Source organism: Bacillus sp. MD-5 (assembly GCF_002201875.1).
GTDB lineage: Bacteria > Bacillota > Bacilli > Bacillales > Bacillaceae > Bacillus > Bacillus stercoris.
Window position 1 is genome coordinate 2,462,455 of the sequence record NZ_CP021911.1, and the last position, 19,464, is coordinate 2,481,918.

The 19,464-nt window shown below is 38.2% G+C and carries 18 protein-coding genes and 1 pseudogene; 5 read left to right on the top strand and 14 right to left on the bottom strand.

Translation table 11 applies throughout. The features are described from left to right. Positions 1-68 precede the first annotated feature (68 nt). Entirely contained in the window at positions 69-527 is a 459-nt protein-coding gene (gene bltD / locus CDO84_RS12485; RefSeq protein ID WP_038829690.1) for a spermine/spermidine acetyltransferase, read from the top strand. 203 nt (positions 528-730) lie between these two features. Here the strand turns inward: bltD and CDO84_RS12490 are convergent, their stop codons facing one another. The 6 genes from CDO84_RS12490 to CDO84_RS12515 all read right to left on the bottom strand — a co-directional run bounded on the left by CDO84_RS12490 (position 731) and on the right by CDO84_RS12515 (position 7,040). Then, the gene (locus CDO84_RS12490) at positions 731-1,195 is read right to left on the bottom strand and encodes a (2Fe-2S)-binding protein (protein WP_040082384.1); all 465 of its coding nucleotides are present in this window, start codon (positions 1,193-1,195) and stop codon (positions 731-733) included. Beyond that, positions 1,188-2,030, bottom strand: coding sequence for an FAD binding domain-containing protein (locus tag CDO84_RS12495; RefSeq protein ID WP_040082383.1), 843 nt, complete (start codon positions 2,028-2,030; stop codon positions 1,188-1,190). The genes CDO84_RS12490 and CDO84_RS12495 overlap by 8 nt, the downstream gene beginning before the upstream one ends. Beyond that, entirely contained in the window at positions 2,017-4,347 is a 2,331-nt protein-coding gene (locus tag CDO84_RS12500) for a xanthine dehydrogenase family protein molybdopterin-binding subunit (protein WP_040082382.1), read from the bottom strand. The genes CDO84_RS12495 and CDO84_RS12500 overlap by 14 nt, the downstream gene beginning before the upstream one ends. Before the next feature lie 5 nt (positions 4,348-4,352). Next, entirely contained in the window at positions 4,353-4,973 is a 621-nt protein-coding gene (locus tag CDO84_RS12505) for an NTP transferase domain-containing protein (protein ID WP_040082381.1), read from the bottom strand. Further along, the gene (locus CDO84_RS12510) at positions 4,970-6,004 is read right to left on the bottom strand and encodes an XdhC family protein (protein ID WP_040082380.1); all 1,035 of its coding nucleotides are present in this window, start codon (positions 6,002-6,004) and stop codon (positions 4,970-4,972) included. Before CDO84_RS12510 ends, CDO84_RS12505 begins: the two co-directional genes overlap by 4 nt. Positions 6,005-6,071: 67 nt before the next feature. After that, entirely contained in the window at positions 6,072-7,040 is a 969-nt protein-coding gene (locus tag CDO84_RS12515) for an FUSC family protein (protein ID WP_052438151.1), read from the bottom strand. A 296-nt stretch (positions 7,041-7,336) separates the two neighbouring features. Here CDO84_RS12515 and CDO84_RS12520 point away from each other — a divergent pair, with 296 nt between their 5' ends. Then, a complete protein-coding gene (locus CDO84_RS12520) occupies positions 7,337-8,203 on the top strand; it encodes a DUF1259 domain-containing protein (RefSeq protein ID WP_040082378.1) in 867 nt (288 codons plus the stop codon). A 1,005-nt stretch (positions 8,204-9,208) separates the two neighbouring features. Here CDO84_RS12520 and CDO84_RS12530 read toward each other — a convergent pair. The 8 genes and pseudogenes from CDO84_RS12530 to aadK form a co-directional block, all read right to left on the bottom strand. Continuing rightward, positions 9,209-10,246: a flavin-containing monooxygenase gene (locus CDO84_RS12530; RefSeq protein WP_040082376.1), complete on the bottom strand. Its 1,038-nt coding sequence runs from the start codon at positions 10,244-10,246 to the stop codon at positions 9,209-9,211. 87 nt (positions 10,247-10,333) lie between these two features. Further along, positions 10,334-11,269, bottom strand: coding sequence for a cation diffusion facilitator family transporter (locus CDO84_RS12535; protein WP_014664724.1), 936 nt, complete (start codon positions 11,267-11,269; stop codon positions 10,334-10,336). A gap of 534 nt (positions 11,270-11,803) precedes the next feature. Next, positions 11,804-12,217: pseudogene (locus CDO84_RS12540) on the bottom strand (substrate-binding domain-containing protein); the annotation flags it as partial. A 227-nt stretch (positions 12,218-12,444) separates the two neighbouring features. Continuing rightward, entirely contained in the window at positions 12,445-13,011 is a 567-nt protein-coding gene (locus tag CDO84_RS12550) for a cysteine hydrolase family protein (protein ID WP_040082375.1), read from the bottom strand. A 230-nt stretch (positions 13,012-13,241) separates the two neighbouring features. Further along, complete coding sequence (locus tag CDO84_RS12555) at positions 13,242-13,613, bottom strand: YrdB family protein (protein ID WP_082032980.1); 372 nt, start codon at positions 13,611-13,613, stop codon at positions 13,242-13,244. A 45-nt stretch (positions 13,614-13,658) separates the two neighbouring features. Then, entirely contained in the window at positions 13,659-13,814 is a 156-nt protein-coding gene (locus CDO84_RS21590) for a hypothetical protein (RefSeq protein ID WP_176720971.1), read from the bottom strand. A gap of 407 nt (positions 13,815-14,221) precedes the next feature. Then, positions 14,222-14,725 carry a DinB family protein gene (locus CDO84_RS12560; protein ID WP_040082374.1) on the bottom strand — a complete coding sequence of 168 codons (504 nt, stop codon included), beginning with the start codon at positions 14,723-14,725 and terminating at the stop codon, positions 14,222-14,224. Positions 14,726-15,012: 287 nt separating this feature from the next. Further along, on the bottom strand, positions 15,013-15,867 hold the full coding sequence (gene aadK, locus CDO84_RS12565; RefSeq protein WP_040082373.1) for an aminoglycoside 6-adenylyltransferase AadK: 855 nt from the start codon (positions 15,865-15,867) through the stop codon (positions 15,013-15,015). Between the two features lie 306 nt (positions 15,868-16,173). Between aadK and CDO84_RS12570 the strand changes: the two genes are divergently transcribed. The 3 genes from CDO84_RS12570 (at position 16,174) to murI (ending at position 19,326) form a co-directional block, all read left to right on the top strand. After that, positions 16,174-17,055, top strand: a complete 882-nt coding sequence (locus CDO84_RS12570; RefSeq protein ID WP_040082371.1) for a glutamate biosynthesis transcriptional regulator GltR — start codon at positions 16,174-16,176, stop codon at positions 17,053-17,055. A gap of 100 nt (positions 17,056-17,155) precedes the next feature. Next, positions 17,156-18,199 carry a nitronate monooxygenase gene (locus CDO84_RS12575; RefSeq protein ID WP_040082369.1) on the top strand — a complete coding sequence of 348 codons (1,044 nt, stop codon included), beginning with the start codon at positions 17,156-17,158 and terminating at the stop codon, positions 18,197-18,199. Positions 18,200-18,528: 329 nt separating this feature from the next. Next, complete coding sequence (gene murI, locus CDO84_RS12580) at positions 18,529-19,326, top strand: glutamate racemase (protein WP_040082367.1); 798 nt, start codon at positions 18,529-18,531, stop codon at positions 19,324-19,326. Positions 19,327-19,464: the final 138 nt, after the last annotated feature.

The following is a 19,464-nucleotide window of genomic DNA, read 5'->3' on the forward strand; positions in this document are numbered from 1 at the left end:
CAATTCCATCTGCCATCACCTTAAGCCGCAGCCTAACCGGGTGATAAGAAAAATAAGGAGAATGTAGTATGAGTATAAAAATAAAAGCAGTAACTGATGATAATCGTGCTGCCATTCTTGATCTGCATGTCAGCCAGAATCAACTATCATATATTGAATCTGCAAAAGTATGTTTAGAGGATGCGAAAGAATGCCCCTATTATAAACCTGTCGGGCTTTACTCTGAAGGAGATCTAGTCGGTTTTGCAATGTATGGATTGTTTCCCGAGTATGATGAAGATAATAAAAATGGACGAGTTTGGCTTGACCGATTTTTTATCGACGAACACTATCAGGGAAAAGGATTAGGGAAGAAAATGCTTAAAGCTCTCATTCAGCACCTTGCTGAGCTATATAAATGTAAGAGAATTTATTTAAGTATATTTGAAAATAATATTCATGCTCTTCGCCTTTATCAAAGGTTTGGTTTTCACTTTAATGGTGAACTCGATTTTAATGGCGAAAAAGTCATGGTGAAAGAGCTGTAGGTTTTCCAAGCACTTCTTCGTTTGCTAAGAAACGTTTCATCATTACAGGAAGCTGACTCATCATTGCCTATATACATTACCCCTAGGATAAGCTATGTTATACCTAAAAAAAGCCTGGATGAAACATTCAGTTCATCTCAGGCTTTAAGGATCTCATTAGAAGAAAAAATCTTACGTGATATTTGGTAATCAGTTATGCCGGGCTAATGATTCCCTTTCTCTGTATGTAAAACAGATTTAACTGCTTCTTCAATCTCCCTATAACCAGTACATCTGCAAATATTGGACTGCAGCCAATCTTTTATCGTTTCATCGCCAGCGTTCGGCTCAGTATTCACTAAAGCATGACAATTCATTAGAAAACCTGGGGTACAATAGCCACATTGAAACGCAAATTTCTCAATAAAAGCCTTTTGTATTGGCGTATTTATAAGTCCTTCAATTGTAGTAATATCCTTACCTTCACCTTCTACTGCAAGCATCAAACAAGATTTCATCGGTACTCCATCTATTAATACCGTACAAGCGCCACAATCGCCATTTAAGCAGCCTGGCTTTGAACCAGTTAATCCAAGACGAAGACGAAGGGCATATAACAAAGTATCGGCTGGTCTGACAGTAATCCGTCTTTCCTTGCCATTTATTTTTAATGTAATAGGGTTAGACATTTGGGCCTCCTTCTAATTCATGTAAGGCATCCAAGATTGCATGTTGCAAGACAAATATTCGATATTCACTTGAGCCTTCTACATCATCAAGAATGGGTTTGGGCAGATACTGTAAAGACCTGCGCACTCTGTCTTCTAATGAATAGCTTTTATCGTTGAACATTTTCTCCATTTCAATAGAACGAAAAGGAAATGGACATACGCCGCTAAAGGCCATTCTAACCTCTTCATCTTTTTTCAGTGCACAAACTGTCACCAATGGATACCCAACATTCCACTGTTGTCTTCTTTTTATACTTACAAATGGCGATTCTATATACGTTCGATCTATAAGGATATGAAATAAAAAATCCCCTTTTTGTAATTGTATTTCCCTGTTAAATACTTTATTAATAGGATGGTAACGAAGCCCTGCTCTCCCTGCGACTCCTACCAAACTATCGGAAATTAACAACGGCAAGACTGCCTCACGGTAATAGATGTTCCCACAAATATTTCCACCCAGGCTGATTTTATTTCGAGCCGTCCGGTCCGCGATTTCACTTACTGTTTTACTCAATAACGGAAACGGATTTTCTTCCTCCACTTTCGTTAATGACACACCTGCTCCCATCACTAGATACTTTTCATGAAAACGGATGGTATGAAATTCCGGAAGTGCGTTAATATCTATAGCTGCATCCGTATAGATGAGATTCAACCTTCCTAATGTTATGATTTCTGTGCCGCCGGAATAATACATTGGTGTTTTCTTTTCGGCCGCAAGAGAGTGAAACAGGCGGGTTGTTTCTTGAATGGTCTTCGGTTTAAAATAGTCGAAATCAAACGGTATCATCTTTCCACCCCTCTTGCGTCCTCCATAAATGTTCAGGAATCAGAGGAAGTTGATTCAATTGGACACCTAAAGCAGTGGAAAGGCAATTTCCCAATGCTGCCGGCATCCCCAACAGTCCGTGTTCCCCGCCGCCGCGCGCTCCATAAGGCGCAATCACATGCGGTGTTTCAACAAATTCAATGATATATTCAGGCTGCTCTCCATAGTGAAGGGGGCGGTATGTTCTAAGCTGAGGATTTAATACTCTGCCGTATGAATCAAATACAAAGGTTTCTCTTCCTCCAAATGCAATTCCCATACTCATCCCCCCCATCACTTGACCCCTTGCCGCTTTTTCATTCAGTACAGTTCCTATATCCACAACAGAATAGGCTTTTGTAATTCGATACGTATAATCCCGTTTATCTAATTCAACTTCAATTCCCTGAGCGCCTACAGCCCACTCGGGTCCCGACTTTCCTTTTCCTGTTTCTTGGTCTAAATTCGTCATCCGGGTTAATGTGTAGTTGCCGCTCGCAATGATTTGGCCGCCAATGGTATTTCCATTTGGAAATGTATATCCGTAAGCAATGTCTTTTATTTCAACATTCACATTAGGATTATCTAAAAAATAAACCTTTCCATCAGCCACCTCTAATTCCTCAACAGGAACTCTTAACACACAAGATGCCACGTCCTTAAGCTTTCGAATGGCTTCCTCCGCTGCATTCAGTACGGCTCTTCCTCCCATTAAAGTCCCTCTGCTGCCTACAGTTTTCCAATGCTCAGGTGTTGTTTGAGTATCGATAAGCATTTTTACATGAATTTTGCTTATGTCCATTTTCATTCGTTCCGCTAAGATTTGGGCTAACACTGTTTTTGTCCCTGTTCCAATTTCCACTACCCCTGACATCAAATTAATGCTTCCGTCAGGATTAAAGGTTAAAATAACCCCGGACGTTGCATTTGTATCAAATGTTGACGTTTTCCAAATACAGCTGATCCCCTTTGCCCGTATCTTCCGATCACCGATTTCAATTCTCTGTCCCTCATCCCAATTCATTAATTCCTTCAATCTTTCAATACATTTTGGTACATTTCCGACCGTGCTTGAATTGAGAAGAACTTGAGTAGGTGTAGTATCACCAGGACGAATGGCATTTTTATAGCGAAGTTCTAATGGATCCATGTTCAGCTTTTCTGCCAATACATCCATTGTTCGCTCAAAGGCAAATAAAACTTCAGCATGACTATAGCCTCTAAATGCACTGGGATATGGATGATTCGTATACATACAATATGAATCACACCATATATGGTCGATCGCGTATGGACCCGTACAATCAACCACTCCAGCTCGACTGACGTCAACTCCTTTATCGGAGTATGCTCCGCCGTCAAATAAAAACTGAATGTCTGCCGCCTTTAAGATGCCATCTTTTGTTGCTCCTAATTTTACGATGGCATCCAATCCGATATGAACAGGAGATGTGATCATATCCTCTTCTCTTGAATTAAATAATTTTACGGGCTGGCCACCAACTGCTTTTGATGCCAAATATGCAATAACCTCTAACTGAACTGCTGCTTTTCCCCCGTACGCCCCTCCTACTAAAGGGGTTTTGACGATAACCTTTCCAGGTTCAATTCCAAAATACCACTCCATTAATTTTTTAATGGCAAAAGGAGCTTGAGAGGATGTGGTGATGATAATCTCTCCATCCGCTCGAATTTCAGCAATCGAGCATCTTGTTTCCATAGCAGCGTGATCAGAAGGATTAAAGGAAATTTGAAACTCCGCTACCACATCACTTTCCCTAAACCCGTCTTCTATATTTCCTTTTCTGATTTTATCTAGGTTTGCGATATTTGTCTTCGGAACTGGGTATACACCTTCCTTCTTCTCATAGCGGTCCAAATGTTCATGGACGAGAGGAGCATTCTTCTGGAAGGCCGCACGGGGGGAATTTACGACAGGAAGAGGTTCATAGGACACTTTGATGGCATCCGCCGCCTTTTGAGCTATGATTGGATTTTCCGCAACAACTACAGCAACTGGCTCACCATGATATCTAACTTTTTTATAAGCAATCGGCGACCTGTCTTTAATTTCTTCACCTACACGCGGAAAAGGTTCATCACCCAATATCGCTTTTACTCCAGGAATCTTCCAAGCTTCTGAAAAGTCAATAGAAGCAATATTCGCATGGGCATATGGACTAACCAACATTTTTGCGTGTAATGTCCCTGTTTCTTGAAAATCATTTGTATATTTCGCCTTTCCTGTCACTTTTTCAAGGGCCTCTTTTCGTATAACACTTTTTCCGATATACTCCAACTCATTCACTCCCCGAATTTATTCAGTAGTAAAGTGTAATCTTCAACTGTATCTACGTCATAAAAAAGCAAAGGGTCTTGGAAGTTGATCATTTTTCCCGTATTTAAAATACGTTCACGGATGACATACCGAGCGCCTTGATCTCCCTTTAACTGATGTAACACTGGAAAACATTGATTTGAAAATAAGATAGGGGGCATAGGCAGATGTTGATTTTCAGCAGCTATAAATGAATAGTAGTGCTCTCTTTGATAGGAATCAATTAACGTATTGATGATATCCGTGGTGACAAATGGCTGATCTGCAAGAAGAATGATAACGGCATCAGCCTCATACTCTACTGCTCTTTTTAAACCACATTGTATGGAGTGGCCCTGGCCCTTACCCGCTTGCTCACATTCCACCTGACTCCACTTATGTGACATAGGATATAAAAAGAAAAAAGCTGAAAGCCAATGCAGTGAATCTCCCTTTCTCGTAATAACGAAAATATGATCTAATTTAGATAACAAGGCATTTTTAAGAGCCATACTTCCTAGGGAGGCTCCATTAAGAAATAAACTTCGCTTATCTGTTCCCATACGTCTGCTTGTACCAGCTGCCAAGTATATGGCTGCTGTTTTCATGAGGTAGACCTTTGTTTTCGCATGTTTTTAATCATCTCGCCAACAATACTTATAGCAATTTCCTCGGGGCCTTGTGCCCCAATGGGAAGTCCAATGGGGGAATGAATATCTTCTGGAATCTGAGCCCCGCCTAATAGTCGTTCCGTTCGCCTCCTAGGGCCTAATACACCTTTATAAAACACATCCATATTTTTAAATTTATGTAAAATGATCTGATCTTTTTGAAAGCTGTGTGTCATTATGACGATAAAATCCCTTTCTGTAATGCTCAGACCCTCCATTACTTCTTCCAGTACTCCTACAATCAAATCGTCGGCTTTAGGAAAATGGCCGTTATGACATAAAGAAGGACGCCAATCAATCACTGTGACATGAAAGCCTATACCAGCTGCCAAAGAAACTAATGGCTTCGCATCTTCCCCTGCTCCAAAGACATATAAACAAGGTTTTGGAACCATCTGATGGATAAAAAATAAATCAGACGTATGTTCATCCCTTTTGATTCCCTTTTCTGTATCATAAAGGGGATTCTGATTTCTCAGTTTTTGAATACAGCCTAGCTCCTTAACATCCCCAGTTCCAAACACACTGCCATCTTCAACGATATACATATCTTCCCTTGGCTCTAATCTTTTAGTGAATCGTTTCATTCGAGTAACAGACTTTTTTATATCTAAGCATTTCTTTACTGTCCTAAGATTTCTTTCTAATTCCCCTTTTACAGGCTCAAGTAAAACCGTCAAAACACCATTACAGCCAACTCCCTGTCCCCACGATAAATCGTCCTCTTCACTCATATCAAAATGAACAATCAAGGGCTCTCCTGTAGTCCAAACTTGCTCTGCCCTTTCAACAAGATCCTCTTCTAAACAACCGGCAGATAACATGCCAACTCTTGTTTTGTCCCCTAAAATTAACATGGAGGCCCCTTCTTTTTTATAAGCGGACCCCTCTACTTTAATTATGGTAGCCAATACCATAGCATTCTTAGAATTGGCGACTGCATCCAAAATCCGGTGTAAATCATCCATTTTATTCCCCCGCTTTTACCTCATTACATCTACATCTGTATATCCATATTCTTTTTTCGAAAAAATATTATAGGTTTTTCAGCAATTTCGTCGTTTCTAAAAAAAAAGAGTCTTTATAGACCTTATGATTAGGCGGTGGATACAACATCAGTTTTGAACGAAGAGATTCCAATAGCATGTTCTGTTCGTTCTGTTTCCAATCGTTTATTTGCCCCTGTTGTATTCCTTTAAATTCCTCAAAAAATTCACTTAACATTTTTAAATCATTGCCCAACTCCATTTTGTCACTTGAAGATAAAGTCCCTTCTTTTTCCCATTCTTTTAACGTTTTCGCGATATTTGATACATACTCATATCCTGCATTCATCTTTTGCATCTGTATTTGATATCTTGAAAGAATGATTTTATGCTTTTTTCTGATTGGGTTGAATTTTACGCTCTGAGAAGCCGTTTGTAACATTTCTTTTGTCGCATGCAGCTCCTGTAGGAGATGGTTCATTTTATACTCCATTAAGTTCCCTTTTCCTTGTCCCCACTCTAATTGAACCCATTTGGACAGTTCTAAAAGTATGTCAGAAAGCTGATGAGCTAATGTTTGAAAAGTTTCGGCTGCCTTTTTTGTAAAGTCTGGCGGAAAAAGTAACATATGAATCAAAATAGCGATAATGACTCCAATAATCGTATCGATGATCCGATCTATCACATAATCTTTAGATGTTCTTTCAAACGTAAATACTAATAAAATGGTGAGGGCAACCTGATGTAAAACCGTTTCATCTAATCTTAACCACTTTGCAATGTAGGTCCCGCCTAGCATTAAAAGACCCAATATCCAACCATTCATATGTAAATGACTAACAAGATAGGCTGTTAACATGACCCCGATTGCCGTTCCCACAATCCTGTGAAAAGAAAATCGAATCGACTTATCGATGGTCGTTTGCAAACATAATATAACAGATAGAGGTGCTAAATACGGGTGTTTAGAGCCCACTAGTTTTGCCGCTTCCCAAGAAACAGCAGATGCAATAGCCATTTTCCAGACTAAGGATGTTTTGTTTTCAATTTTTTTCTTCCCCACATACTCTTCCTCCTTTCAGCGAACCTTTTCCATTAGGTTTCTTTACTCAAAAGATTTTATACTGTCATATTAAAAAAACTATTATTGGACCATACGACATTAGGCTACTCATTTTTTCAGAGGAATATTGATCATTTTGTAACTTAAATAACAATTGAATTTCTCCTATATAGACTCATGCCGTGTTACATTTTTTCCATCTCCACATATCTTTAAAGTAAGGTGTAAATTTATTCAGGAGGAGATATTCAGTGGAAGAAATGGGCATGGAGCCATCCCAACTTTGTAGGGAATTTGCAAGGATTCTCAATTCAACACCTAGTGTCGTAAATGGTGTATGTACGGCTACAAGATTTCGAAACAACATTCATCCAGTGGTACTTGGAAGAAGAGCAGAAGCATTTCCTTTTATTCCTCAAGCTTTTTCATTTGAAAGCATGGATCGGAATGGCAGAGCTTTATGTCTAGGTGAGACTGTTTTACTTCAAGAAGAAGTGAATCCGTTTATGAGTGAGTTACGCGAATTTGGTATTATTGTAACTGCCGTTCATAACCATTGGCTGTTTGATAAGCCACGTCTGATGTTTATGCATTTTGAATCAATAGACGAACCTCTCACCTTTGCAAGAAAAGTAAGGGAGGCTATGAAAGTTCTTATCAAGAGAACCGTCCGTGCGGAAGCAAAAGTTGATGGTGAAATGATTCAACAGCATGGTCTTTGTGACGAATTCAACGATATTCTAGGTGGAACCATGCATACTTTTGAAAATGGAATTTGCACAGTGATGAGATCACGAACGAATATAAAACCAGAAGTACTGGGAAGACCAGGAAGATCATTTTTACTCATTCCTCAGTTGTTTTCATTTGAATCAATGACAAAAGATGGCCGCGCTCTTTGCAGTGGTGAAACCGTGATTCTCCAAAAAGAAATCAATCCATTTATTAGTGTGCTTCGGGAACATGATCTGATTGTCACGTCACTTCATAATCACTGGTTGTTTGATAAACCAAGACTGATGTATATTCATTTCGAATCAATTGATAAACCTATCAACTTCGCATTAAAAGTAAGAGATGCTTTAAAAGTTCTTACTGATAAAGAAGTTAGAGGTTAACATGATTTTGCGCAAAAAAAGCGATTTAAAAAATCGCTTTTTACATATACTAAAGAGTCCCTTAATAAAGTGAAAGTGTATGATCATAAAAGGTAGGGATGCTCTTATCGCATGAAGCTTTCTATATATGATGGATTTTTTTATTCACAAGTAAGCATGTAATCTTTTATCATCTAAATCTGGGCGATTGCCTTGATCAATAAGCAAGCTAGGTGCATATCCTGCCTAAAAGTCTTCAATGAAAGGGGTAAAGATATGCATTTTCAATCCAAACCGTATGATGATTCTTACGATTTTCGTCAACACCCTGATTTAAGTCAAGCAAATAATGAAATGCGAAGCCTTTTATCTACTATTCACCACATTCCAATACACTCCTCCTCCTTCAAAGAGTCAATGGCTACAGTGGTAAAAGACTTGAGAGTTGTTAGCAGGGCGCTTGCTCTAGGATGCGGCATGAGTTCAGAATTCAGGTTTCTTCCAGATACCTGGGGATTACGTGAACTTCATATTGTGCACGCGAAATACCTTACTCCATTGAGTTATCACGTTTATTCTGCCTTAGGTGCAGCAGAGCTTCTAGCCTCCGGACAAGGACGCGCTCCTCATTTCCCTCTTATGGTAGGCTGCATGAATTCGATACTTCGCCTATGGTCAAACTTCCCTGCAGCTATAGCAGACCTGCGAAGAGCATCTGGTCAACAATACGCGTCATCGGTAGACGAGGCAGAAAGTCTCCTAAGACCAATGGTCCCATACACACAACGGGCATTATCAGTCAGTCATTCTTCAGTTCATCCTACTATTTGGGAGGCAACCTTACGTGCTACACATTTAGCACGGGAAGTACGGCAGAAGGTTGCACAATCAGTGAACCAAGGTACCTCTTATTAATATGTCAAGAGATACAACAGCGATACCTTTGCGGCTTTACACCGTAACATAACGACACTTACTCACACAAAAAATAGAGCAGTAAACTTGTGAGTTACTGCTCTACTCAATTTATTCACCGTTCATTTGTTTTACAATGTATTCAGCATCATTTCCAACGCCTTGAAGCAATGCTGAACCTCGTCTATGCTGCCAAGGCAAACCAATAAAGTACAATCCCTCTATAGGTGAAACACCTCTATGATGTATAATTCGATTTTCTTTATCCAAAACACCTTTTATTTTTATCCAACTAAGGGGATTCCTAAAACCTGTAGCCCAAATAATATTATTTACTTCTAATGAAGATGAATCATTAAAAACGATTTCATTTTGCTTTCCCCCTATGACTCTTGTTTTTAAGATGACCTCCCTCTGTTTTATGGCATGTTTTAATTCGTGCCCAAATATTGGATCGCCTTTCTTTTGAATGAATTTTCCTAATATTGATGTATGACTAGCATGTAAAACTCCTAATTTATCAAACCACCAAAAGATGCTTCTTTTTCCAATCAATAAAGGGAAATAAACTGGTTTATTACTACAAGCTAAATATGTAACTCTTTCTTTGGATAATTCAACAGCTATCTGAGCACCACTATTCCCCCCACCAACTACTAGTACATTTCCATCTACCAATTGTTTTGAATTCTTATATTGTGACGAGTGTAATTGATGAATATTACTGGCTAAATCCTTTGATATTGATGGAATATGAGGGGTATGAAAAGGACCTGTAGCAATGACAAGATTCTTCGCTTGATATTCTTCCTTATTGGTTTTTATTAAGAAATGATTCTTTGATTTTAGGACACTTATTACTTCTGTCCGTAATTGGATTGGGATTTCAAATTTTTCAACATATTTCTTTAGATAAGCAACAATTTCATTTTTTGAAGGAAATCCATGCTTTTCTCCTTCAAGATGCATTCCAGGCAATGAGCTATACATTCGAGAAGTAAATAAAACCAATGAGTCATATCGATCTTTCCAGCTCTCCCCAACCTCATGGCTTTTATCCAAAATGAGAAACTTTTGGCCGGTCTGCTTAAGATAATACCCTATTGAGATTCCTGCTTGACCAGCCCCGATTACGATAGTGTCGTACATATTAAGCCCTCCATCAATTTTATATTGTCAGTAGACAAAATCTGCAAAATGCTATTGATCTCCTCACTATATAATGAGAGAAAAAATTTAATGGTGATGGTGGTCAAGAGGCTTCTCAATTTTGGCCTGACAAAGGATCGTATTATCGTGATGATTCGCTTCGGTTTCCATTTGTATGGTTACATGCGTAATGCCTTTATGCTCAAGCTTATGTTCAATTTTGCGTAAAATATTTTCACTTTCTGAAATGGTCAGTTGATCGGCAACAACAGCGTGGCAGGAAAGAGCATTTAATCCACTTGTGATAGACCATATGTGTAAATCATGAATGTCTTGAATTCCCTCTGTCTCTTTAATTGTATGAATAATGTCAGTGACATCGATATTTTCTGGTGTTCCTTCCATTAATACGTGAATAGCATCTTTAGTCACATTGTAACCGCTTCTTAAAACAAGAATAGCCACAATGACGCTCGCCAATGGGTCTGCCCAGCCCCACCCAAAGAAGATGATAAGTACGGCAGCTAAAATGGCGCCTACAGAGCCGAGCATATCGCTTAGCACATGTAAATAAGCTCCTCTTATGTTCAGGTTACCCTCTGTGTCTCCGCCTCTCAGCATAATCCATGCAACCAATACATTCACAATTAACCCGATAATACTAATCGTAAGCATGCCAGTTGTAGCAACTTCCGGTGGATGAGAGAAACGTTCGATTGCTTCATAAATGATGTAAAGGGAAATAAGAATTAATGCAACCCCGTTTATCACCGCGGCGAGAATCTCAAATCGTTTATATCCGAATGTCTTATTGTGACTTGCCTTCTTTTCAGCTAATCTAAAAGCAATCAGGGCAACCATTAATGAGATTGAATCACTCAGCATATGGCCTGCATCTGATAAAAGCGCCAGACTATTTGTTAGAAATCCGCCTATAGCTTCTATCATCATATAACCTGTAATGATGATAAAAGAGAACAATAAAACTTTTTTATTGGCTCCTTCGGTATGATTATGACCCATAAAAATCTCCTCCTTAACGAAAGTTTGTTGATACATATGTAGTTATGATGTTACATCTGTTATTGAGCATTCTAACGTGATGCAAAATAAGTATATGAATGTATGCTCATATATGAATATAAGTTTTTTACATTGAAATGTCAAAATATTTTTTATGAAAATTCCAGATTAGTCTTTAATCTTCCCCATATCGCTTCACAAGAATCATCGTTAGCATATAAAAAGAGGAGCAAACTCAAGGTTTACTCCTCTAACTTGGTGATGCTATGTTTGTCTCGGGTACCTTACACGCACACAGCATTGGGAGCATGTATGGATGCTTTTAAGAGATTCAATACATAAATAAAAACATACCAAAATCAATTTGGTATGTTTTCTTCTTGATATAGATCCTCTGCAAATGATCCTTCTCAATTTCTCTTACTTCTAATTTTATGTGTATCAAATATAGAACAAGCAAATCAATTAGAAGCGTTAAAAGGCCATCTATAAAAAGAGATCATCTAACTCCGTGGAACTCTTCTGCCATGTTCATTACGTCGTCTTGCCTTCGAAAAGCTGTACGGGCAAATACGTTTCAAGTGGTAAATCATCAAATTCGCCTTCAATTTGTTTTTCTAAAATCTCAATGGCTGTTTTGGAAATTAATTCAATCGGCTGTTGGATTGTAGTCAATTCCGGCAGAATAGCCTGAATGGTTTCTGTACCGTCATAACCAATCACTTTTAATTGACCTGGAACGTCTTTTCCACGTTTTTTGGCTTCTGTAATGACTCCGGCAGCCATGATATCATCACTGGCAAAAATTCCGTCAACTGCAGGCTGTTCATCGAATAGTTTTGAAATGATGTTCTGGTAGTCTTCATGAAATGACACTTCATATGTAATAGGCTGTCTTCCATGTTCACGCATCACATCTTCATATGCTTTTCTCCTGAGATTTGCAGGCGCTACAGAAGGGGTTTAATTGTCCCAGCCATCCCATATATCTTAATGAATGAGCCAATCAAGGCGAAGGGCTGGCTATTTGTGCCTGTGTACTGTGGAAATGCGGTTTGGACAGAAATTGTGCTGCCTGAGGTTAATAGTTCCGTTGAGCAAATAAAGCGGGAATTCGAATCAGAGCGCCCTTCCTATTGGAAAGGCGCCTGCCGCTTTATTATTAAATGTTTTCATCAGTGAGTTTTTATAACATCATTTATTAATTGATCAGTTGTTACTATTGTGGCAAATTCATCATGCAATGTAGCTAGAGATATATTATGAATAGTCGCCGCATCATAATATGTACCATTTTGGTCTCTCATTCCGAAGGCTGCTGTTGCGTCTGAAATCAGGTATGTATCAAACCCCAAATTACCACTCATTCTTGTGGTTGTTGATACACAGTGAGGCGTGGTTAAACCAGTTATTACCACAGTTGTTATTTCATTTAATTTTAAGTATTCTTCTAAATTCGTACCAATAAAGCTGCTATTTACTTTCTTGGTTATAATGACTTCTTCATCCATAGGCTTAACTATTTCCTTTATAACAAACCCTTCATTCTCTGGATGGAATAAAGAATGAGGTTTATCAGAAGTGTGTTGTATGTATATGACTGTCCATCCTTTTTCTCTCCATAATTCCAGCATTTTACTAATGTTTTCTTCCGCCTTTACGTTATTTCGTTCCCCCCATTTTTTATCATCGAAGGCTTTTTGTACATCCACAATGATTAAAGCTTTTTTCTTTTCTTCCACAAGATACCCTCCTACGCAGAATTTCTATTTATTACTACATTTTAAATACAAATTTTACTTTTGTACAATTGTTTAATGATGAATTTCAAATGAGCGCCTTCCTTATTGGAAAATGCGTTCTAAACTGCAACTGTGTCCAAGCCATTAACCGCCAATAATCTATTCTGAGAACCACTGAATCAACAGAGAATAATAAAAAGCACTCTCATAAGGAGTGCTGAAATGAAAGACTATTGATTTAGAAGCCATTTGATACGCTCAGCTGAAATGATGTAGTGCAGTATGATAAGACATAAAAAGATAATGCCAACTGGTTTGAAGTGACTAAAATAAAGCGCTGCAACAGCCATTGCAAAGATCAATAATTCAATAACTAACCTTGTTATCCCGTTTACAGGTATTACAGTTTGTCCACTTCGACTAGGATCATGAGGTACTGCAAATACAGACCAGACAATCATAACTGCAATAGGTAAAACCAAAGTGAAAACATATTTAAAATAACCATCAAAGCTTATCCAAGCAAACACCCCTATGGAGATTAGTGCAGCGATTTCAAGGATGAATCTTAAAAGTAAATTAGCCTGATTCAGTTTTTCCAACTCCTCTATTAAAAACACCCCCATAGGAGATGCTCTTTCTCTCCTTTATTTCAGCGTATAAAAACTTTTCTGTTCTTCCTCTTTAGATTCAATTGTGGTTTTCGGCGAGGTTACCTCCACTTTTGAAGATATGATACCGACTGCTGCAGTTACCAATGCTCCGATTAATAGAACGATGATAAGTATAATGAAATATGACAACTGTTCCCCTCCTATCCAGTTAATTATCCAAATAATCAGGAGGTTGTCTACGATTTGCAGAATTTGTCGAACGAAGTAATGACTATGTTGACCTCGCTTCACGCTGGGAGGCTTTACTCTTTGTATGAATTTAGGTGGTGATGCGGTAATAACCTGCCTTCCAACATCATATCGGGCAGTTAAAAAAAGACATGGATTTTGTTAGAGGAATCTATAGAGATATGTATATCTAGAAGATTTGACAGCATGAAAAATCATACCTGCATCATGTGGAAGGTCATTGTTATTTGAAGTGTTTGGAAAATATCGTTGATAAACGCACAAAAAAAGAACATGTTTTGAAAAGAGAATGATCAAAACATCTTCTTATATGTTGTCATAGCGTAACTTTTTTATCAAAAGTTTGATTACATTTTCGGGGCTTCCAAACCAAATTTTGTCCATTCTTCTTTTGCTGGACCATAAATACCTGGAACAGTTAAACCTGCTTGTCTCATGAGAACAGTCATTTGTCCTCGATGGTGATTTTGATGTTGAATCAAAAACATCAAAAGTGAACCGTTAGGCATTTGTTGTCCAATAAAGTTGATACGTTCTTGAAGTGTATGGTCAGTCCATTGGGTTTTTAATGCCTGTACAAATGCATTACTGGCTTGATGATAGCTGTCAGCTATAAACTGAGCAGAAGTTGGAACAGGATAATCTTCAGCTGGGGCTTGGAACGTTAAGTCTGTGTTTGAGGTAATGATGCGAATGGCAGCAACGGTATGCCAAGCAATACGGCCTAGAGTCCAATTTTGTGAAGTTATTTCTTGTTTAAGTGATTCATCAGTCAGACTATTTAATAGTTTCTGTGTAGCATCTGCTTCGAACTCCCAAGATTTCAAAAAATGCTCTAAGGTTTGAAACACAAAAATCCTCCTTTTCATTCTTTTGTTTTTTCTATATCTATAGGTTAATTATAATGCATCATTTCGTTAAAAAGAACAAAAATTTTACAAGCGTGCTGCCTAGTAAATGAATCACTGAAAACTCCATGCTTACACTAACATGCTGATAAGCTCGTGAATGCATATTATCCATTTAATAATGGAGAGTATAGGATGAGTGAAATAAAAACAGGAACTGATGATAATCATACTGCAATTCTACATATCAGCCAGAATCAAATATCATATGAAAACGATCTATATTCTTATCACTTTACTGAGCAATAAATACCTTCCGTATACTTAGTGATACCTGCATCGTAATCAGGATACTTATATTCAAGACTTTCTGATACAGCTTTTGAATACTTTCTAAATAGTGCATAGCAAGTAAATAAAGACTTCCACATATCTTGATACCCACTCATAGAATAGGTAGACATGAGTTCTTCCCATTCTTTATTTGAAAGGTAACGTTTCATAAACTTATAGTTCTTCCCCATACTAAATGAATACCCTTGCTGGGATGCGATATGCCAAGCCATCATTCTCAATAGATTAGGACGGACGATTTCATTTAAATGATCAATGGCAAAAAGGATTTCATTTCTTGCTAATCCTTTGACTACGTAGGTCGAAACCATCCAAAACTCATTACAGCAATCATCAAATTCCCTTGAAGTCGGTTTTTTCATCCAATATTGGCGGTCATTTGGGGTCACTTCATAGCTGATGAACGTATCCTTATCGAGCAAGACCTTAACCAAACCATCGTTATTAGCAAAATAATCTTCTGCTTCACGAATTGGAATAAGGGTTAGATCTACTTTGTTGCCATCCTCAAAAAGAATAATGTATGAAAACCAATTACCTAATTCGGGAGGGAAAAGCTCCATATCTTCGGGTTTTTGCATCATAATACGCTTCCCAAAGATTTCAAGCCACTGATCATTTTCTTTAAAAGATTCTATATCAGTTACAAAATAAGAAATGTCATAATCTTGGAAGTTGTCGGGGCGAATATGTTTGTTTGTACGTGACCCTTCTAAAGTGACCAATCGGATTCTCTCATCGTTCAAAGCAAAGTCTAAAAACATGTTCATCATTTCCTGTTCACTTCGCATTGCATGTATTCCTCCGTTTCAGACTTTTCTTTATACAGCCTAACATCTAACTCTAAAACCGAATATTGATTTTATTATGAAATAAAGAATTTTCATTATCAATGGTTGTCAGTTCCATCTTCCAATTTTATGTAAGGTGTCATCCATATATTTTTGTGCACGTCATTTACAACCTTATGTATATGACCCACTCACGAAATGATTTAGTCTTCTAAGCTTTAGTTTACATGAAGTTCTCCTATCATATATAATTCGAAATTAAGATGAAAGACATCTTAAAATCAGATATCAGCTATGGAGGATTATATGAATATTCAGTTGTTACAGGTTTTTCTCACTACTGCTCGTGAAGGCAGTATTTCCAAGGCTGCCCAGACTTTAAATTATGCACAATCGAACGTAACGAATAAAATACAACAGCTAGAAAACGATTTACAGACAACATTATTCTATCGCCATAGTCGAGGAATCACACTTACTCCCTCTGGGCAAATTCTTGTTTCTTACTCAGAAAAAATTCTACATACAATTGAAGAAGCTAGAGCAGCCATGGGCGAATCATCTGCGCCTTCTGGACCTTTGCGTATTGGCTCAATGGAAACAACGGCTGCCGTTTGGCTTCCGCAACTCCTTGCACATTATCATAACCTCTATCCAAATGTTGATTTTAACCTGGTAACCGGTCCAACGGAACAGCAAATACAAGCAGTTTTGCATTACGAGTTAGATGGCGCTTTTATTTCCGGGCCTATTAAACACCCTGATTTAGTTCAAGAAAAGATATTGGATGAAGAGCTGGTTCTTGTTACAAGTGCTTCACACCCTGAGATTTCTTCCATTCAGAATGTTCAAACACAAACAATGCTGGTATTGCGTGAAGGGTGTTCTTACAGAGCAAAGCTCAATCATATCCTGCAAGAAGAAGGTTTATTACCCCTAAAATTAATGGAATTTGGCATCCTTGAAGCGATCATTGGCTGTGTGAGCGCCGGCTTGGGTATTTCGCTGCTGCCTCGTTCAATCATTGCTTCGCACGAAAAACAAGGCCGCATCCGCAGCCACACGATCTCTGACAAATATTCCTTAGTATCAACCATGTTTATCAGGCGAAAAGACACTTCCATTACCCCTGCTTTAACTGCTTTTTTAACGAATATGAGAGATCATTTTCAGAAAAACATTGGTTGACAAAAAGAAGGAAAACGATATATTTAAGCGAATACGAGTTTTTGAGGAAAATGAGAAATGACACTTTTTCAAAAGTCATGTCTTAACGGGGGGATTCGGTATGAATGAATTTATGAAGAAGCTTTCCTTAACAAAACCGATTATTCAAGCTCCAATGGCTGGCGGCATTACAAAGCCTCGACTGGCCTCTGCTGTTTCAAATCAAGGGGCTCTTGGTAGTTTAGCATCGGGGTACCTTAAGCCAGAACTGCTAGAACAACAAATAAAAGAAATGTTTGAGCTGACAGACGCTCCTTTTCAAATTAATGTGTTTGTTCCGCTAGGTCTAGAAATGCCGCCAGAAGACCAGGTTAAAAAGTGGAAAGCAAACATACCGTTAGCGAATCAAGCAAATCAATTCACACCTGTGCAAGAAGAGTGGGATGATTTCTATCAAAAAATTGATATGATTTTAAGATACAAGGTAAAGGCTTGCTCATTCACTTTTGATCTGCCGCCGGAAGACGCAGTCAAGGAGCTAAAAACTGCTGGATGCTGTTTAATTGGAACCGCTTCAACAGTGGAAGAAGCATTGTTAATGGAGGAACGGGGAATGGATATCGTCGTCCTTCAAGGAAGCGAAGCCGGTGGACATCGCGGAGCATTTTTACCTTCCAAAGGTGAATCTGCCATAGGTTTAATGGCTCTGATTCCACAAGCAGCAGATGCATTGAGTGTACCTGTCATAGCTGCTGGGGGAATTATAGACCACAGAGGAGTAAAAGCAGCTTTAACCCTTGGAGCCCAAGGCGTTCAAATTGGGTCTGCCTTTTTAATTTGTCACGAGAGCAGCGCACATCCAGTGCATAAACAGAAAATACGAGAGGCAAACGAAGCAGATACAAAGCTTACGAAACTATTTTCAGGTAAAGAGGCCAGAGGAATCGTAAATAAATGGATGGAAGAAAAAGAACATTATGAGACACAAACCCTTCCGTATCCCTATCAAAATACACTAACAAAGGCAATGAGACAGCAGGCTTCACTTCAAAATAACCATGATCAGATGTCTTTATGGGCAGGTCAAGGGATACGATCATTAACTGAGGAAATGTCGGTTAAGCAGCTTTTACATAAGCTTTGCCCAGAGGATATAAAAATATAGGTGCAGCTCATTGTTTGGATAGAGCCAAAAGCAAACTCCGACAGGCAGTTTGCTTTTTTTGTGATTTCGCACCCTGAACCGTAAAATCATCCAGAATCTAGCCCAGAATCCGAAAACTTGACTGGTTGGTGCGATCTTGATGTTTTCGCCACATTTACATCACCAAGTTTTCACTATTGGTCTTCTCTCTCTTCTCAAGAGTTGCTGCCTATTCAAAAAATCGATAGCCCCCATATTTAACTCGAATATTAAAATCAGCCTTTTTCATTTGATTCAAATGATATGAAGTCATATGATAAAAAAAGATTAGATAGAAAGCGTGAAAAGTTATGAAAATAGGTTTCTTTGATTCTGGAATAGGTGGAATGACTGTATTGTATGAGGCCATAAAAGTTCTTCCTTATGAAGATTACATTTTTTATGCGGACACTTTACATGTTCCATACGGTGAAAAATCAAAGATAGAAGTGAAAGAATATATTTTTAATGCAGTTGAATTTCTAGCCAGTCAAAATATCAAAGCTCTTGTTATTGCATGTAATACAGCTACTAGCATAGCTATAGAAGATCTTCGGAGAAACTTCGACTTTCCGATAATCGGAATAGAGCCTGCTGTAAAACCTGCTATAAAAAACTGTGAGGAGGAAAGGAAAAGAGTTCTCGTAGTTGCTACTCATTTGACGCTTAAAGAAGAGAAATTTCATCATCTAGTAAAAGAAGTTGATCACCATGACCTCGTTGATTGCCTAGCTCTTCCAGGGCTGGTTGAATTTGCTGAGAACTTTGATTTTAATGAAGACAAGATCATTAAATATCTAAAGAATGAACTATCTTCTTTTGATTTGAAACAATACGGAACCGTTGTGTTAGGATGCACTCATTTTCCGTTTTTCAAAAATAGTTTTGAAAAACTGTTTGGAAAAAAAGTTGATATTATTTCAGGCAGCGTCGGTACTGCAAAACAGTTGAAGAAAATACTTGCAGAGCGTAACCAGCTTGGTAAAGGATCGGGCTCAATCACCTTTTTCAATTCAGGCCATAAAGTCGATGACCACGAAATCGTATTAAAGTACAAAACATTGTTTGAAATATTAGATGAAAATCAAAGGAGTCATGTTGGACATTGAATGTAAGGGCTCCTGGTTAGTAAACAATGCAAATTATGGGTTTTCAGTAAATGTACAAAATGATAGAGGCAGTCTTCTGAGGGGAAATATGAACTAAGAAGTGGGCTTCAAAAGCCCACTTCATTACCCTTTTATGTT

Coding starts and splice junctions, on each gene's coding strand:
- bltD (WP_038829690.1), top strand. CDS start 69: ATGAGTATAAAAATAAAAGCAGTAACTGATGATAATCGTGCTGCCATT.
- CDO84_RS12490 (WP_040082384.1), bottom strand. CDS start 1,195: ATGTCTAACCCTATTACATTAAAAATAAATGGCAAGGAAAGACGGATT.
- CDO84_RS12495 (WP_040082383.1), bottom strand. CDS start 2,030: ATGATACCGTTTGATTTCGACTATTTTAAACCGAAGACCATTCAAGAA.
- CDO84_RS12505 (WP_040082381.1), bottom strand. CDS start 4,973: ATGAAAACAGCAGCCATATACTTGGCAGCTGGTACAAGCAGACGTATG.
- CDO84_RS12510 (WP_040082380.1), bottom strand. CDS start 6,004: ATGGATGATTTACACCGGATTTTGGATGCAGTCGCCAATTCTAAGAAT.
- CDO84_RS12515 (WP_052438151.1), bottom strand. CDS start 7,040: ATGGCTATTGCATCTGCTGTTTCTTGGGAAGCGGCAAAACTAGTGGGC.
- CDO84_RS12530 (WP_040082376.1), bottom strand. CDS start 10,246: ATGTACGACACTATCGTAATCGGGGCTGGTCAAGCAGGAATCTCAATA.
- CDO84_RS12535 (WP_014664724.1), bottom strand. CDS start 11,269: ATGGGTCATAATCATACCGAAGGAGCCAATAAAAAAGTTTTATTGTTC.
- aadK (WP_040082373.1), bottom strand. CDS start 15,867: ATGCGAAGTGAACAGGAAATGATGAACATGTTTTTAGACTTTGCTTTG.
- CDO84_RS12570 (WP_040082371.1), top strand. CDS start 16,174: ATGAATATTCAGTTGTTACAGGTTTTTCTCACTACTGCTCGTGAAGGC.
- CDO84_RS12575 (WP_040082369.1), top strand. CDS start 17,156: ATGAATGAATTTATGAAGAAGCTTTCCTTAACAAAACCGATTATTCAA.
- murI (WP_040082367.1), top strand. CDS start 18,529: ATGAAAATAGGTTTCTTTGATTCTGGAATAGGTGGAATGACTGTATTG.